This is a genomic window from Streptomyces sp. NPDC107562, assembly GCF_055657325.1.
In genome coordinates, this window is record NZ_JBVKBE010000008.1 from 82343 (window position 1) to 97545 (window position 15203).

Sequence of the window (15203 nt, forward strand, 5' to 3'; positions counted from 1 at the left end):
TCTAGGGCGCCCCACCGACAACCCGCTGCCGCCCCGGAAACATCCCGGGCCCCGGGGCCGACGGCCACCGCGGGCCCGGCCCGCCACCGCCCGGCCCGCCGTCACCAGGACCTCGGCGCCGACCAGCGCTCACGGTCCGAACACGACCTCGCGCGGCGCGTGACCACTGACTGAAGGTCACGAAAATGTATCGGGCATATCACCCACCAACCTTCACACGGGCCACACGAGTTGGCTACGGTGCCGGACAGGCCGCACGACTCTTACCGGCGAACGTCGCCGGGCCGCGCGGCCTCCGCCGAGTCCGATGCGCCCAAGGCAGCCGGAGCCGGGGACCCACCGAACTTGGGGTGAATCGACCCAAATCCCTCCGGGGAGCGGGTCGTAGGGCAACCCTTCCGAACCACCCGCCCGAACCCGACAGCTAACCCGGTAGGCGGCAGATGGAAGGAGTCGCCTCCTTTGGCGTCGCACCGCAAGTCGCGCCCCACCGGCGCGCGGGTGGCAGGCATACGCACACCGGCCCTCGCCACCGCTGCCCTGACCTCCGTGGCCCTGCTCTCCCAGACCGCCCATGCCGAGCCCTCGGCCGACGACAAGCCGAGCCTCGAGGAGGTCGAGAAGAAGGTCGACGATCTCTACCGACAGGCGGAGTCGGCGACCGAGAAGTACAACGCGGGCAAGGAGAAGACCGCGAAACAGCGCAAGCGCGTCGACACCCTCCTGGACGACGTCGCCCAGCGCACCCAGAAACTGAACGAGGCGCGTGAGGAACTGGGGACGTACGCGGCCGCCCAGTACCGCACCGGGGCCTCCGTCCCCGACACCGCCACCTTCCTGCTCGCCGACTCCCCGCAGGACTACTTCGACCAGAACCAGCTGATGGGCCGTCTGACCAACCGCCAGAAGGGCGCGGTCGACGAGTACTTCAGCGAGCAGTCGGCGACGATGAAGAAGCGCCAGGAGGCCACACGGAGCCTGGAGACGCTCACCGAGTCGCAGAGCGATCTTCAGTCGGCCAAGGCCACCGTCCAGAAGAAGCTCGCCGACGCGCGGCAGCTGCTGTCGGACCTGACCGCCGAGGAGAAGGCCCGCCTCGCGGCGATCGAGAAGAAGAAGCAGGAGGAGGCCGAGCGCAAGGCCGCCGAGCTCGCCCGGCAGCAGGCGGAGGAGCAGCGGCGCCAGGAGGCGGCCCAGCAGGAGCAGGAGTCCTCGGGCGCCGGTTCCTCGGGCGCCGGTTCCTCGGCCGGCACGGGCACCGAGTCCGGCTCCGGCGACTCCGCCTCGGACACCGGGTACGCCACCAAGGCGGAGAAGGCGCTCGCCTTCGCCCGCGCGCAGATCGGCAAGCCGTACGTCTGGGGTGCCACCGGCCCCGAGTCCTACGACTGCTCAGGCCTCACCCAGGCCGCGTGGAAGGCCGCCGGCGTCACCCTCCCGCGCACCACCTACGACCAGGTCGACGCCGGCACGACGGTCTCCGTCGCCGCCGCCCGGCCGGGCGACCTGATCTTCTTCTACGACGACGTCACCCACGTCGGCCTGTACATCGGCAACGGCATGATGATCCACGCCCCGAAGCCCGGCGCGTACGTCCGCGAGGAGTCCGTCTACTACGACGGCGAGTCCTCCATCCACAGCGTGGTCCGCCCGGCCTGACACCGGCGCCCCCAGGCGGTCGCGGAGGCGGCCGAAGGGCTCACACGCGCGCGTGCGGCGGTTTCCGCGGCACGCGCGCGTGGGACGGGCGTCAGGTCCAGAGCACGGCGATGAAGACGTTCGCCGCGGTCAGCAGTCCCACCAGGCCGAACATGCCCTTGTCGACCTTCTCGTCGTCCCGCTTCACGTAGACCAGGCCGAGGATCACGATCAGCAGCGCCAGTTTCACGCCGATCTTGATGTTGTCGACGGGCTGGTCGTCCGCCTGGTTCAGGCCGACCAGGATCACGCCGGTGACCAGCATGGTCAGTGCGCCGTGCAGCATCGCCGGGACGAATCGCGCGGTGCCCTGGCCCATCGCCTTCATCTGGGTCAGGAAGCCACCGAGGAGGGCGGCGATGCCGATGATGTGCAGGCCGACGAAGAGGTGGATGAGTACGTCCATGGGGCCGGAGCCTAATCAGGAGGGGCGCGCCCGCCCCACACCGGGCTGCCCCACACCCTGCGGCCCGGCGGCGGGCCTCCCGGCACCGGGCCGCCCCCGGCGCAAGGCGTCTGCATATATGCGCCCCATAGCAGCCCCGCGCTCCCGCCCGGCCCGGAATCGCCGCATCGGTCATCGCGCCGCGTGAAGACGTCGGCGCCGAAACGCGCGCCCGATCACATACGGTCACCCACCGTTCCCCTGGCGTCACTTCCGCACAAGGCGTCACCACCACGACACGCCCGGGTTTAGCGTCCTCCACCAGGTGACCGGCTCCCCACCGCCGCCCCTGGCCAGAGGCGGCAGCCGGACACCACCGCCGAAAGGTCCGGCGGCGCCCCGCATCCCCTGTGCGGGGCGCCGCCGGACGCGTCAGCCGCCCCGGCGCGGTCGTACGTCCACCCGGTGGCCGTACGGACCGGCGGTCGCCCGAGTCGTACGAAAGGACGTGCAGTCCACGTGGCAGCCCACCGCAAGCCCCGACCACGCTCGGCCAACGGCACCAAGGCCCGCACGGCGGCGACGATCGCCCTCGCGGGCGCGGCGACCGCGACGGGCCTCGACGGGATCGGCCACGCCGAGCCCCAGCTGACGCCGGAGCAGGTCAAGGCCAAGGTGGACAGGCTGTACCAGGAGGCGGAGGTCGCCACCGAGAAGTACAACGGCGTGCAGGAGGAGGCCCGGGCGGCACGCAAGCGGCTGGGCGGCCTCCAGGACGAGGCGGCCCGCAAGGAGGTGCGGCTCAACTCGGCGCGGGACGCGCTCGGTTCGTACGCGGCCGCCCAGTACCGCGACGGCGGCCTGGACCCCGCGCTGCAACTGGCCCTCTCCGACGACCCGGACCGGTATCTCGACGGTGCCGCCTTCGCCGAACGCGCCGGTGACCGGCAGGCGGCCGCCGTCACACGCGTCCGCAGACAGCTGAGGGAGATCGAGCAACTGCGCGGAGCCGCCCGCGTCGAACTGGCCTCCCTCCAGTCCCGGCAGGCCGAGCTGAACCGGCACAAGAGGACCGTCACCGGCAAGCTGGACGAGGCGCGGCGGTTACTGTCCCGGCTGACGGCCGAGGAGCGGGCCCGCTTCGCCGAGGGCGACGGCACCGACCGCGCCTCGCGCGCCTCGACGGCCGGCCGCGACGCCCTGGAGGCCCCGGGCTCCGCCACGACGGCGGCGCCCAGCTCCCGGGCCGCCGCGGCCGTCTCGTACGCCTACCAGAAGCTCGGCAGCCCCTACGTCTGGGGTGCCACCGGCCCCGACGCCTTCGACTGCTCGGGCCTGACGCAGGCCGCGTACCGCTCCGCCGGGGTGGCCCTGCCCCGCACCACCTACGCCCAGATCGACGCCGGCCGTCGCGTCTCGCGCTCCGAACTGGCCCCCGGCGACCTGGTGTTCTTCTACTCCGGCATCAGCCACGTGGGCCTCTACGTCGGCAACGGCCAGATGATCCACGCGCCCAATCCCTCGGCCCCGGTGCGCCTGGCACCGATCGACCAGATGCCGTTCGCCGGGGCGACCAGGGTGGTGTGACGCGGGCTCGTCACACCAGCCGACGGGCCGTCGCCCAGCGGGTCAGCTCGTGCCGGTTGGAGAGCTGGAGCTTGCGCAGCACCGCCGAGACGTGCGACTCGACCGTCTTCACCGAGATGTACAGCTGCTTGGCGATCTCCTTGTAGGCGTAGCCGCGGGCGATCAGGCGCAGGACCTCCCGCTCGCGCTGGGTGAGGCGGTCGAGGTCCTCGTCGACCGGCGGCGCGTCGGTGGAGGCGAAGGCGTCGAGCACGAAGCCGGCCAGACGCGGCGAGAAGACCGCGTCGCCCTCCTGGACCCGGAAGATCGAGTCGACCAGGTCGGTACCCGTGATCGTCTTGGTGACGTACCCCCGCGCGCCGCCGCGGATCACGCCGATCACGTCCTCGGCCGCGTCCGAGACGGACAGCGCCAGGAAACGGACCGGCTGCTCGGGGTCGGCCATCAACGGAGCGCAGCGGCGCAGCACTTCGACGCCGCCCCCGCCCGGCAGGTGCACGTCGAGGAGGACGACCTCGGGGCGGGTCGCGGTGATGACCGTGACCGCCTGGTCGACGTCCGCGGCCTCGCCGACGACCTCGACGCCGGTCTCGTCGGTCCGGCCGATCTCGGCCTGCACGCCCGTGCGGAACATCCGGTGGTCGTCGACGAGCACCACGCGCACGTGCCGCCCGCCCTCACCGCCGCCGGTCGTCCGCGCGGGCTCGGCCGACTCGTCCGCTCCCGCCGTTCCGTTCGCCTCGGTCGGGTCGCTCATGACGTCTTCTCCGCCCTCTCCATCTCCAGCTCGACCTCCGTGCCGCCGTCCGGCACCGCCCGCAGCCGGGCCGTGCCGCCGTTTCGCTCCATGCGGCCGATGATCGATTCTCTGACGCCCATGCGGTCGGCGGGTATCGAGTCGAGGTCGAAGCCGGGACCGCGGTCCCGGACGGACACGAAGACCGTCTTTCCCTCGACCTCGGCGTAGACCTGCACGGCGCCGCCGTCGCCACCGTACTTGGCGGCGTTCACCATTGCCTCGCGCGCGGCCTGCATCTGTGCGCCGATCCGCTCGTCGAGCGGGCAGTCGCCGACCACGACGACCTCTATGGGGACTCCGTGCTTGTCCTCGATCTCCGCGGCGTTGCGCCGCACCGCGTCGGCGAGGGTGGTCGGCTCGTCGGCCTCGTCCTTGCCGGTGCCCTCCGGTTTGTAGAGCCAGGTGCGCAGGTCGCGCTCCTGGGCGCGGGCCAGGCGGCGCACCTCGCCGGGGTTCTCCGCGTTGCGCTGTATCAGCGTCAGGGTGTGCAGCACCGAGTCGTGGACGTGGGCGGCGACTTCCGCGCGCTCCTGGGCGCGGATGCGCATCAGGCGCTCCTCGGAGAGGTCCTGGGTCATCCGGACCAGGTACGGACCGGCGAGGAGCGTGATCCCGACGAGCACCGCGAGGGCCGCCTGGAGCACCGAGCCGAGGTGGGCCGCGGAGCCCTGGAGCACGAAGACGCCCGTGACACCGGCCGTGACCAGCAGGACGCCGGCGACCGCGCGCAGCAGGTTGAGGGTGCGCTTGCGGCGGCCGACCTCGACCCAGCGGGCCCGGCGGGCGTTGTCCGCCTGGCGCCAGACCAGGGCGACACCGGCACCGACCAGCACGGCGGGCAGTAGGTAGGCCTGGGCGCCACCGCCCAGGTTCACATTGCCGACGAAGACCATGGCCACGACGACCATGAGGAGAAGGGCGACGATCTGGCCCTTGTCCGGTCTGCGGGCCACGAGTTTCCTGCGGCCGTCGGGAGAGGTCTCGGTGGCGACCAGCGACGGCGGCCGCTGCGCCTCGACGCCCCCGACGCCGAGCGGCACGAAGAACCAGAAGGCGGCGTACAGCAGCGCGCCGAGGCCGTCGGCCGTGAACAGGCCGACGAACACCAGACGCACCCAGATGACGGGCAGGCCGAGATGGCCGGCGAGCCCCCGCGCCACGCCACCCAGCCAGCGTCCGTCGCTGCTGCGGTAGAGCTTGCGCGGCGGCCGCGGCTCGTCGAGAGGCGCTGCTGCGGTTGCGGCTTCCGGCATGCCATTGATGGTCACACGACCGGCGGGCCGGAGCATCAGGGTCGACCCCCGAGACTCCCCTGATCTTCGAACCGCGGGCCGGTCGAACGCCTCCCCCGTCCCGACTCAGGGGTGATATCAGGGTCCGGCCAGGGTCATACCGACTCCCGCCACGGCTGCTCGCCCGTCACCATGGACCCATGACCGATCACCAGCACGCCACGGATGCCGTGCCCGGCGGTGCCGCCGGACCCGAGGGCCCTGGCGTGCCCGGCGAGCCCGGAGCGCCCGGAACGCCCGGCCGACCCGGAACACCCGGCGTGCCCGGCGAGCCCGACGGCCGCACGCGGCTGGAGCCCTCGCACCGGTTCCGGCGGGACCGGCGGCACCAGATGATCGCCGGTGTGTGCGCCGGACTGGGGCGGCAGTGCGACATGGACCCGGTGATCTTCCGGATCACCCTCGCCGTGCTCTCCGCGACGGGCGGTATCGGTCTCCTCTTCTACGGCTTCGCCTGGCTCTTCGTCCCCTACGACGACAAGGACCAGAACGAGGTCCGCAAGCTCCTGACCGGCCGCGTCGACGGACAGGCCCTCGCCGCCGTGCTGTTCGCGCTGGTCGGCTGCGGGATCTTCCTGGCGATGCTGAAGAACGGCGGTGTGCTGACCTTCGCCGTCATCCTCTCCCTCCTGCTCGCGGGCGCCGGCTACTGGTCGCAGCGCCGGGGCGCCCCCGATCCCGATCCGCTGGCGGCGCAGGCCGCGGCGGACGCACCGCCGGAGGCCATGGCGCCGCCCGTCGCCGCCGCCTACCCCTCCTGGTGGCGGGATCCGATCGTCAAGGACGGCACGCACGTCGGCGGCACCGGCTATCTGTGGGGCCCCAGCGACTCCGTCGACCGCGACATCGCGGCCGCGGTCAACATCAGCTCCGCCACGGACACCGGCCCCGAGGCCCCCTTCGCCCCGCGCACGGCACCGCACAAGCAGCGCGGTCCGCGCTGGATAGGCGGCTGGGTCTTCCTGCTCGCCCTGGTCGCGGGGGCTCTCGGCACCCGTGTGACCTGGCAGGACCAGCCGTTGGGGACGAGCCTGCAGACAGGGCTTGCCTGCGCCCTCGCCGTCATCGGGCTGGGCATCGCCGTCAGTTCGTTCCTCGGTCGTACGGGAGCCGGTTCGATCTTCCTGGCAGTCCTGACGGCGGGGCTGCTGGCCGCCGCCGCGGCGCTGCCCAAGAACATCGGCACGGAGTGGATGCGCACGACCTGGCGGCCGGCAGCGGTGACCGAGGTGGCACCGAGATACGACCTGGGCACCGGCGTCGGCACCCTGGACCTGAGCCGGCTGGATCCGGCGAAGGGTCAAACGGTGTCCACGGACGCCGAGGTGGGTGTGGGCCGGCTGCGGGTGATCGTGCCGCCGGACGTGACCGTGCGGGCGAACATCGACGTCGGGGTGGGCGACATCCAGTTGCCGGGCGACCGGAAGAAGGACGTGGACGTGGAGCCGGGCAAGTACCGCGAGGTGACGCTCGCTCCGGCCGCGGGTGCCAAGAACGCCGGCACGGTCGATCTCGACCTCAAGGTGGGCGTCGGTCAGGTGGAGGTGAGTCGTGCCGCGTCATGAGTTCCAGCCCGGCAGGCTGGTGGTGGGAGTCGTCGCCACCGCGGCGGGCGTCGTGTACGCCGGTGACGCGGAGGGCGCCTGGGAGACACCGTGGTTCGCGGTGCTCCCCCTGATGGTGGGCGGCCTGTGTCTGGCCGCCGTGGCGGGAATGGTGGGCCGGGGCATCCGCCGCCGCGCGCGCCGCCGGGAGGGGGCGGGCGCGGCAGGCTGACACGTTCCGCCGCCGCGTCGCGCACCGGTGCTCCCGCCCGCCCCTGCCCCCTCGCTGACGGACCGTGGAAGCCCGGCGTCACGATGCCGGCTCGGGGCTCCTGCCTATGCCCGAACGGGCCCGAGCAGGCCCGCGCAGGCAAACGCAGGGACCGGGCTAGTGGTATCCGCCCGACCGTTGCCGCCGCCGGGACCGCAACGCCGCGTCCACGGAGAGGACCGACGCGCCGGCCAGGACGAGGGGGATCCAGGCCATCAGGTAGACGAGGTCGTTGCCGTAGTAGTACGGGTCGGAGGCCCAGCTGACGGTGAGCCAGAGGCTGAGGGAGATCAGCGCCCCGCCGAGGGCGGCGAGGCGGGAGAGGAGGCCGAGCAGGGTGCCGATGCCGACGGCGAGTTCACCGGCCGCGATGGCGTAGCCGAAGGCGACGGGGTTCTCCAGGGCGAGGTCGACGAGGGCCGGGACGGCCGAGGAGTCCCGGACGGTGCGCATCGTGTCGCCGATGGAGCCCGAGCCGGCCTCCTGGAGGAACGCGCTGTCGGTGAGCTTGTCGAGCCCGGCGTAGACGAAGGTGATGCCGAGGAAGATGCGCAGAGGGAGCAGGGCGAAGCGGGTGGCCGTGTCGCGCCAGTCGCCGCGACCGCCGTCGTAGGGGGCACTTCGGGTATCGGTACGAATACTGTGAGTCATCGATGCGTAGCCGCCTCTCGCACGCCGTGCCGTGGCCCTCAAAAGACCATACGTATGAAAGGAAGAACCCGCTCAACCACGAACAGGCCCGATTTCATAACGCTCGGCGCTTCGTTCGAGTCGTCGCTCGCGCGGGACGCGGCTGTCACCGCGACCCCCGACGCCGCTACTCCGTCACGTCGATGACGTACGCGTTCGTCTCCACCCCGGCGGCCGTGACCACCCGCACCTCCACCCGGCCCGGTTCCACCTCGGCCGGTACCGGCACGGTCAGCAGGGCGTCCGTGGGGTTGCTGAAGCCGCCGGTGACCGGCACCAGCGGGACATGGACGTGGACGGGTCCGATCCGGACGACCATGCGGGAGAGGCGGTCGGCGGTGCCGGCGCCCGGAGGGACGAAGCCCGCGCCGCGGATCTCGATGTCCTCGCCGGTGCGGATGGGCGCGTCCAGGTCACCGGCCTCGCGGGCGCGGACGACGGAGAGCACGACGGGTCGCCCGCCCTCGGCGTACTTGCCGGCGAGATAGGTGGCGGCCGACACGAGGACGACCACCGCGAGCCCCCAGGGCAGGTCGGGCAGCTGGTCGGGGCGGCGGGCGAGCCGTACCGCCGCGAAGACCAGGGCGACGGCGCTGATGACGACGTACTGGATGTCGGCGAAGGTGCCCCGGCCCGAGTCGTCCGTCAGCAGATCGGCGGCCCTCGGCCGGTCCGCGCGGACCTTCTGGAGCCGCTGCCCGAGGACGCGCAGCCCGACCACCCGCCGGACCACGACGGCGATGCCGCACGCGACGGCGAGGACGGTGACCACCCCGGCGCCCCGGGCGAGTTCGAGGCCGGTGATCAGCTCGTCGCGCGCACCGGGCGAGGAGGCGGCGGCGAGTCGCCCCGCCAGCACCAGGACGGCGTAGGCGACGAAGAGCACCCACATCGCGGCGACGGCGCGGGAGGTCGACAGGCGGTTGTCCTCGCCGATGACGGGGGCCAGTACGCCGCCCCGGGCCCGGTGGAAGAAGGAGGCCGCCGTCAGGGCCAGCGCGACCAGTGCCGCGGCGAGCAGTCCTGCCGTGCGCGCCGCCGTCCAGCCCGCGCCGATCGCCGTCAGCGACTGCCCGAGCAGCAACAGCAGGACCAGCGCCCAGACCACGGCCGCCGTGCGCCGCCACAGGCGGGACAGCCAGGCCTCGCCCTCGGCGCGGGCGCGTTCGGCGACCGCGGCCGCGGACTGGGTCAGTTCGTCGGAGACCCACTGGCGGGAGGCCGACGCCGAGTGGGCCACGGCCGCGGGCAGGTTCTGCCCGGCCGCGAACTCGTCACGCTGGAGCAGGAAGGCGGCGACCGCCCGCCGATGTCCCGCACGGGCGCCGTGCGGACAGTCCCCGCAGGTGCAGCCACCTTCGTGGGCGCTCCCGAACGCGCCCGTGCGCGCCTCCGCGCCCTGCCTCGCCTCCTGCACCGCCACGCCCGACGCCCGCCTTCCGCGAATCCCCGTGCCTCACTCGTCCGCCCCGCTCGTCGGTGAGTCGGGGCCCCTCCCGGCGGCCCGTGCAACTCCCCCGCGATGTCTGCGAATTGTGCCCTACGACACCCGGTCCGCGTTCGGCAGGTCGGGTCACCTCTGTCGGCTCGGGTGAACGGAGGGTCGCCGTGTTGACCCGACCGGGAGATCGACGGAGAGCTTCTCCTAGGACAGCAGGTCGGGCTCTCTGCGCGTGATGTCCTGCCACAGCGGCTGGTAGTTGATCCACGCGACCAGGTCGCCGCCGAGCTGCTCCCGGGTCGCCACCGCCTGTTTGTGGTCGATCAGGACCGGGCGGCCCGCGGCCTTCGCGGTCAGCTGCACCTGGCAGGAGCGCTCCATGGACACGAACCACCAGGCCGCCGCGTCCACCGAGTCGCCCACGGTCAGCAGGCCGTGGTTGCGCAGGACGAGGGCCTTGCGCGAGCCGAGCGCCGCGGCGATCCGGCGGCCCTCCTCGGGGTTGACGGACACGCCGCTGTAGGCGTCGTAGAGCGCGTGGTCCTCGTAGAAGGCGCAGCTCTCCTGGGTGATCGGGTCGAGCAGGTCGCCGAGGGCGGACAGGGCGCGGCCGTGCACGGAGTGACAGTGGGCGACGGCGACGACGTCGGGGCGGGCGTCGTGCACCTGGGCGTGCACGGTGAAGGCGGCCTGGTTGACGTGGTAGCGGCCCTCCACGACCTGCCCCTCCTCGTTGACCAGCACGAGGTCGCTGACGGTCACGTGGCGGAAGGGCATGCCGAACGGATTGACCCAGAAGCAGTTCGAGTACTCGGGGTCGCGGGCGGTGATGTGCCCGGAGACGCCGTCCTCCAGGCCGTACCGCCCGAAGATGCGCAGCGCCCCCGCGAGCCGTTCCTTGCGGTGCCGGCGTTCGTCGTCGACCGACTCGTACATCGGCGGCATGGCGAACTGCAGCCGGTCGGTGGGCAGGGGCTGGGGCGGGGTGGGCGCGGACATCGGTCCTCCGGCGCTGGGTTCCGGTACGGAGCGGAAGTTACCCGCGGTCAGCGCAGGAGAACAGGGCCTCGGCCGGGATGAACGACACTCCGGCGCCGCGCAATCCGGACCAAGGGTGTCGGGTTTCGGCGCCAGACTCGTCGTATGGCAGCGAACTGGGCATCCTTCACCACCGCCGAACCCGATCTCGCGAGGACCGTCGAGGAACGCTTCGGCTCCTACACCCACCACGTCCTCGCGACCCTGCGCAAGGACGGCGCCCCGCGCACCACGGGGATCGAGGTGCGCTTTCTCGCCGGTGAGCTGTGGTTCGGCATGATGCCGGACTCGCTCAAAGCCCTCGACCTGCGCCGCGACGCGCGCTTCGCGCTCCAGGCGAACCCCGGGGAGGGCACGTCGATGGGCGGCGGCGACGTGCGGGTCGCCGGGCGGGCCGTCGAGGTCGAGGACGACGCGACCAAGGCCCGGTACCACGAAGAGGTGGAACCGCCGGAGCCGTTCCACCTCTTCCGCACCGAGCTGACCGAGGTCGTGAGGACCTACGTCGAGGACGACAGGTACCTGGTCGTCCAGATCTGGCAGCCCGGCTCTCCGCTGCGCACGCTCAAGCGCGCGTAGGGCTCGCTACTCCCACTCGATGGTGCCCGGCGGCTTCGACGTCACGTCGAGCACGACCCGGTTGACGTCGCGCACCTCGTTGGTGATCCGGGTGGAGATCCGGGCGAGGACGTCGTACGGCAGGCGCGACCAGTCGGCCGTCATGGCGTCCTCGGAGGAGACCGGGCGGAGCACGATCGGGTGGCCGTACGTCCGGCCGTCGCCCTGGACGCCGACCGAGCGGACGTCCGCGAGCAGTACCACCGGGCACTGCCAGATGTCCCGGTCGAGGCCGGCCGCCGTCAGCTCCTCGCGGGCGATGGCGTCGGCGTCGCGCAGCAGGTCGAGCCGCTCCTTGGTCACCTCGCCGACGATGCGGATGCCGAGGCCCGGTCCCGGGAAGGGCTGGCGCTGGACGATCTCCTCCGGCAGGCCCAGCTCCTGGCCGACCATCCGGACCTCGTCCTTGAACAGCTTGCGCAGCGGCTCGATCAGCTGGAACTCGAGGTCCTCGGGCAGCCCGCCGACGTTGTGGTGGGACTTGATGTTGGCGGTGCCGGTGCCGCCGCCGGACTCGACGACGTCGGGATAGAGCGTGCCCTGGACCAGGAACTCCACCGCCGGGCCGGCGTCGGCGATGATCTCCGCCTGCGCCTGCTCGAAGACGCGGATGAACTCCCGGCCGATGATCTTCCGCTTCTCCTCCGGGTCGGAGACACCCTTGAGGGCGTTCAGGAAGCGCTCCTCGGCGTCGACGACCTTCAGCTGCACGCCGGTGGCCGCGACGAAGTCCTTCTCGACCTGCTCGGTCTCGCCCTTGCGCATCAGGCCGTGGTCGACGTACACGCAGGTCAGCTGGGAGCCGATGGCCTTCTGGACGAGGGCGGCGGCCACGGCGGAGTCCACACCGCCGGACAGGCCGCAGATGGCGCGCTTGTCGCCGACCTGCGCGCGGATGGCCTCGACCTGCTCCTCGATCACGTTGCCGGTGGTCCAGGACGGGGAGAGACCGGCGCCGCGGTACAGGAAGTGCTCCAGGACCTGCTGGCCGTGCGTGGAGTGCATGACCTCGGGGTGGTACTGGACGCCGTACAGCTTCTTCTCGTCGTTCTCGAACGCGGCGACCGGGACGACGTCCGTGGAGGCCGTGACGGAGAAGCCCTCGGGGGCGGCGGAGCAGGCGTCGCCGTGCGACATCCACACGGCCTGCTCGGCCGGGGTGCCCTCGAAGAGGGTGGAGGACGACCGGGACACGTGCAGGTCGGTGCGGCCGTACTCACGGGCGCCGGTGTTGTCGACGGTGCCGCCGAGGCTCTGCGCCATCAGCTGGAAGCCGTAGCACATGCCGAAGACCGGGACGCCGGCCTCGAAGAGCGCGCGGTCCAGACGGGGGGCGCCCTCCTCGTAGACCGACGAGGGGCCGCCGGACAGGACGATCGCCGCCGGGTTCTTGGCGAGCATGTCCTGGACCGGCATGGTGCTCGGCACGATCTCGCTGTAGACCCGGGCCTCGCGGACGCGTCGGGCGATGAGCTGGGCGTACTGCGCACCGAAGTCGACGACCAGGACGGTGTCGGGGGCGGCGGGGGTCGCTGATGACACGGGTTGCCTTCCGGCGGCTTGAAAGGGGCTGTACCACCGATTCTAACGGGGCTGCCGCACGTGACCGCCGTCTCAGGATCCGAACCGGATTGGCCGCCGCGGGAGGCCACGGCATACTGGGGGCATGCTCTCGCACGCGACCTTCCGCTTTACCTATGGCAACCGGCCCGCCGGCTGCCATGGTCGTGCTGCTTGAGCAACTGACAAGCGACTTCCCAGGCGCCCCGGGCCGACAAGGTCCGGGGCGTTCGGCGTTCCAGGAGCCTTGTCCGTTCCGGGGCCCACCCGACGAGGAGCCCCGATCATGACCTCCACCTCCACCACCACCACCGCAGGCGACAAGACCGGCGCCCGTACCGCTGAGGCCGCCGAGGTGATCAGCGGCGCGCGGGAACGCATCGACGCGCTCGACGACCGGATCATCGGGCTGATCCAGGAACGGATGGCCGTCTCGGCGGTGATCCAGGAGGCCCGCATCACCTCCGGGGGCCGGCGCGTGAACCTGTCCCGCGAGATGGAGGTGCTCGGCCGCTACCGGCAGGAGCTCGGCAGGCCGGGCACCACGCTCGCCATGACGCTGCTCGAACTCTGCCGCGGCCGCGTCTGAGGTTCGAACTGTCCAGAGGTCGCATCTGAGTTCGCACCGCCTCTCACCCGTACGGCGCGTGACCGCCGCCCGGCGGGCTTCGTTGGTCCCGGTGTCCGTGCCAGCCAGGGGCGGGCCCGAAAGAACCACGCGTGGCTCGCTGGGGCGATGAGACGTACGGATCGTGCCGTGCGTCGTGGGACCTCGCTCCAGGAAGTGACCGGACGGCAGGGGACAGCAGCCCGGTCACCCAAGAGAACGGTCGGCTCCGGGGACGCCCGGGGCCGACCGGCGGAACGGCCCGAAGTAAGACGTACCCGAGGTCGAGACCATCCGGAGGCAGGCGGCGCAACCCCCCGGCGCCGCTTCCCAGGCACCGGCGCTGCCCTGACGCCGGTGCTGACGAAAGAAGGGCCCCGCGGCTCCGCCCCGCGGGGCCCTTCTCTTGCCCACTCACCCGTCCCACCGGCTGCCCCGGGTCTCCCCACCCAAACCGCACCCGATCGAAGTGATCCAGCTCACATAAATTCTGTGTGAAGCGTGGACAACCATTCAGTGACTCCAGTGATCAAACCTGCAAGAACCCAGGGCAGCAGCCGTACCCCCATACGCGGAGCCCTTCGACTCAGCAGGTAGGTCTTGATGAAGCTTCGCCGTGCCCTGGCAGCCGCCGCAGCGACGGCCGCGATAGCCCCGATGGCGCTGCTCGCGGCACCGGCCGCGTACGCGACGGACTCCCCGAGCCCCAGCGTCTCGGAGTCGGTCACCGAGACGACGACCGTCTCCCCGCCCCCGTCCGACACGCAGTCGCCCACCGCGAGCGACCCGGGCACGCCGTCCGGCGGCACCAGCGAGTCGGCCACCACGGACCCGACCGCGACGGGCAGCGCCTCCGCGACCGCCACCACCGAGCCGTCCGGCTCCACCTCGCCCTCGGCCAGCGCATCGGTGAGCCCCTCGCCGAGCAGCTCCGCGCCGGAGCAGGACCTCTGCGAGAACGCGGACGAGGAGTCCGTCGGCCTCAGCGAGGACCTGACCAGCGGCCTGTCGGGCCTGCCCGAGACGATCGTCGCGGGCAGCGGCTGGACCGAGTTCTCCTTCGACGTCTCCAACGACGGCGACGAGGAGATCAAGAACATCAAGCCGCTGATCGGCGTCGCCGCGCTCGGCTGGGACGAGAAGGACTACTCCGGCCAGATCACGGTCCAGGTCTTCGACAAGGCCAAGGGCGGCTGGAACACGCTGGCGGACGCGGCCGGCGAGGGCGGGACCTTCCCCGCGTTCAGCCTCGGCGCGGGCCAGTCGACCTCCTACCCGCTGCGTCTGAGCGTGAGCGGCCAGGTGCCGGACGCCATCGGTCTGACCGGCGGCTTCGCGCAGTACTCGGACGCCGAGGGCTGCTGGATGGCCGACGACCCGAACGGCTGGATCTACTTCTTCGACATCCTCGCGGCGGGCTCGGACGCCGGTGACCCGGAGGACGCCAAGCCGCAGGGCGGCATGGAGGACCTGGACGAGGTCAACGACGTGGACGCCACCGGCAGCCTCGCCGAGACCGGTTCCAGCTCCGCGCTGCCCATGATCGGCCTGGTCGGCGGGGTCGCCGTCGTCGCCGGCGCGGGCGCGGTGTTCGTCGTCCGGCGCAAGAAGGCCGGTGTGCAGGCGTAGTCGCGCCTGAACCAGACAAAGGGAGAGGGAGCTGCGCTCGGAGG

At 72.0% G+C, this 15203-nt stretch carries 14 protein-coding genes and 1 riboswitch; of the genes, 7 read left to right on the plus strand and 7 right to left on the minus strand.

Annotated features, from left to right (window positions below):
* The first annotated feature begins 300 nt into the window (after positions 1-300).
* Positions 301-454, plus strand: a riboswitch (cyclic di-AMP (ydaO/yuaA leader).
* An 8-nt stretch (positions 455-462) separates the two neighbouring features.
* Entirely contained in the window at positions 463-1659 is a 1197-nt protein-coding gene (locus ACZ7LV_RS22415; RefSeq protein WP_471941607.1) for a C40 family peptidase, read from the plus strand.
* Positions 1660-1750: 91 nt separating this feature from the next.
* On the opposite strand, the gene ACZ7LV_RS22420 is transcribed toward ACZ7LV_RS22415, so the two are convergent.
* Positions 1751-2104, minus strand: coding sequence for a hypothetical protein (locus ACZ7LV_RS22420; RefSeq protein ID WP_471941609.1), 354 nt, complete (start codon positions 2102-2104; stop codon positions 1751-1753).
* A gap of 498 nt (positions 2105-2602) precedes the next feature.
* On the opposite strand from ACZ7LV_RS22420, the gene ACZ7LV_RS22425 reads away from it, so the two are divergent.
* Positions 2603-3670: a C40 family peptidase gene (locus tag ACZ7LV_RS22425; RefSeq protein ID WP_471941610.1), complete on the plus strand. Its 1068-nt coding sequence runs from the start codon at positions 2603-2605 to the stop codon at positions 3668-3670.
* Positions 3671-3680: 10 nt separating this feature from the next.
* Here ACZ7LV_RS22425 and ACZ7LV_RS22430 read toward each other — a convergent pair whose 3' ends face one another.
* Together ACZ7LV_RS22430 and ACZ7LV_RS22435 are read right to left on the minus strand one after the other, a co-directional pair.
* Entirely contained in the window at positions 3681-4427 is a 747-nt protein-coding gene (locus ACZ7LV_RS22430; protein ID WP_471941611.1) for a LuxR C-terminal-related transcriptional regulator, read from the minus strand.
* Positions 4424-5722, minus strand: coding sequence for a PspC domain-containing protein (locus ACZ7LV_RS22435; RefSeq protein ID WP_471941613.1), 1299 nt, complete (start codon positions 5720-5722; stop codon positions 4424-4426). The genes ACZ7LV_RS22430 and ACZ7LV_RS22435 overlap by 4 nt, the downstream gene beginning before the upstream one ends.
* A gap of 179 nt (positions 5723-5901) precedes the next feature.
* Here ACZ7LV_RS22435 and ACZ7LV_RS22440 point away from each other — a divergent pair, with 179 nt between their 5' ends.
* Positions 5902-7326 carry a PspC domain-containing protein gene (locus tag ACZ7LV_RS22440; protein ID WP_471941615.1) on the plus strand — a complete coding sequence of 475 codons (1425 nt, stop codon included), beginning with the start codon at positions 5902-5904 and terminating at the stop codon, positions 7324-7326.
* Complete coding sequence (locus ACZ7LV_RS22445; protein WP_471941616.1) at positions 7313-7537, plus strand: hypothetical protein; 225 nt, start codon at positions 7313-7315, stop codon at positions 7535-7537. The genes ACZ7LV_RS22440 and ACZ7LV_RS22445 overlap by 14 nt, the downstream gene beginning before the upstream one ends.
* 156 nt (positions 7538-7693) lie before the next feature.
* Here the strand turns inward: ACZ7LV_RS22445 and ACZ7LV_RS22450 are convergent, their stop codons facing one another.
* From ACZ7LV_RS22450 to ACZ7LV_RS22460, 3 genes are all read right to left on the minus strand, one after another.
* Entirely contained in the window at positions 7694-8227 is a 534-nt protein-coding gene (locus ACZ7LV_RS22450) for a DoxX family protein (RefSeq protein WP_471941618.1), read from the minus strand.
* Positions 8228-8393: 166 nt separating this feature from the next.
* Positions 8394-9689 (minus strand): hypothetical protein, encoded by a 1296-nt coding sequence (locus ACZ7LV_RS22455; protein WP_471941620.1) that lies wholly within the window; start codon positions 9687-9689, stop codon positions 8394-8396.
* A gap of 222 nt (positions 9690-9911) precedes the next feature.
* The gene (locus tag ACZ7LV_RS22460; RefSeq protein WP_471941621.1) at positions 9912-10706 is read right to left on the minus strand and encodes a class II aldolase/adducin family protein; all 795 of its coding nucleotides are present in this window, start codon (positions 10704-10706) and stop codon (positions 9912-9914) included.
* Between the two features lie 144 nt (positions 10707-10850).
* Here ACZ7LV_RS22460 and ACZ7LV_RS22465 point away from each other — a divergent pair, with 144 nt between their 5' ends.
* A complete protein-coding gene (locus ACZ7LV_RS22465; RefSeq protein WP_471941623.1) occupies positions 10851-11324 on the plus strand; it encodes a pyridoxamine 5'-phosphate oxidase family protein in 474 nt (157 codons plus the stop codon).
* Between the two features lie 6 nt (positions 11325-11330).
* Here the strand turns inward: ACZ7LV_RS22465 and guaA are convergent, their stop codons facing one another.
* The gene (gene guaA / locus ACZ7LV_RS22470; protein ID WP_471941625.1) at positions 11331-12905 is read right to left on the minus strand and encodes a glutamine-hydrolyzing GMP synthase; all 1575 of its coding nucleotides are present in this window, start codon (positions 12903-12905) and stop codon (positions 11331-11333) included.
* Between the two features lie 304 nt (positions 12906-13209).
* Between guaA and ACZ7LV_RS22475 the strand changes: the two genes are divergently transcribed.
* Complete coding sequence (locus ACZ7LV_RS22475; protein ID WP_471941627.1) at positions 13210-13512, plus strand: chorismate mutase; 303 nt, start codon at positions 13210-13212, stop codon at positions 13510-13512.
* 621 nt (positions 13513-14133) lie between these two features.
* Positions 14134-15159: an LAETG motif-containing sortase-dependent surface protein gene (locus ACZ7LV_RS22480; RefSeq protein ID WP_471941629.1), complete on the plus strand. Its 1026-nt coding sequence runs from the start codon at positions 14134-14136 to the stop codon at positions 15157-15159.
* Positions 15160-15203: the final 44 nt, after the last annotated feature.

What these genes read in the sequence shown, in the direction of transcription:
- ACZ7LV_RS22420 (WP_471941609.1), bottom strand. Translation starts at nt 2,104, where the DNA reads ATGGACGTACTCATCCACCTCTTCGTCGGCCTGCACATCATCGGCATC.
- ACZ7LV_RS22430 (WP_471941611.1), bottom strand. Translation starts at nt 4,427, where the DNA reads ATGAGCGACCCGACCGAGGCGAACGGAACGGCGGGAGCGGACGAGTCG.
- ACZ7LV_RS22435 (WP_471941613.1), bottom strand. Translation starts at nt 5,722, where the DNA reads ATGCCGGAAGCCGCAACCGCAGCAGCGCCTCTCGACGAGCCGCGGCCG.
- ACZ7LV_RS22440 (WP_471941615.1), top strand. Translation starts at nt 5,902, where the DNA reads ATGACCGATCACCAGCACGCCACGGATGCCGTGCCCGGCGGTGCCGCC.
- ACZ7LV_RS22450 (WP_471941618.1), bottom strand. Translation starts at nt 8,227, where the DNA reads ATGACTCACAGTATTCGTACCGATACCCGAAGTGCCCCCTACGACGGC.
- ACZ7LV_RS22460 (WP_471941621.1), bottom strand. Translation starts at nt 10,706, where the DNA reads ATGTCCGCGCCCACCCCGCCCCAGCCCCTGCCCACCGACCGGCTGCAG.
- ACZ7LV_RS22465 (WP_471941623.1), top strand. Translation starts at nt 10,851, where the DNA reads ATGGCAGCGAACTGGGCATCCTTCACCACCGCCGAACCCGATCTCGCG.
- ACZ7LV_RS22475 (WP_471941627.1), top strand. Translation starts at nt 13,210, where the DNA reads ATGACCTCCACCTCCACCACCACCACCGCAGGCGACAAGACCGGCGCC.
- ACZ7LV_RS22480 (WP_471941629.1), top strand. Translation starts at nt 14,134, where the DNA reads ATGAAGCTTCGCCGTGCCCTGGCAGCCGCCGCAGCGACGGCCGCGATA.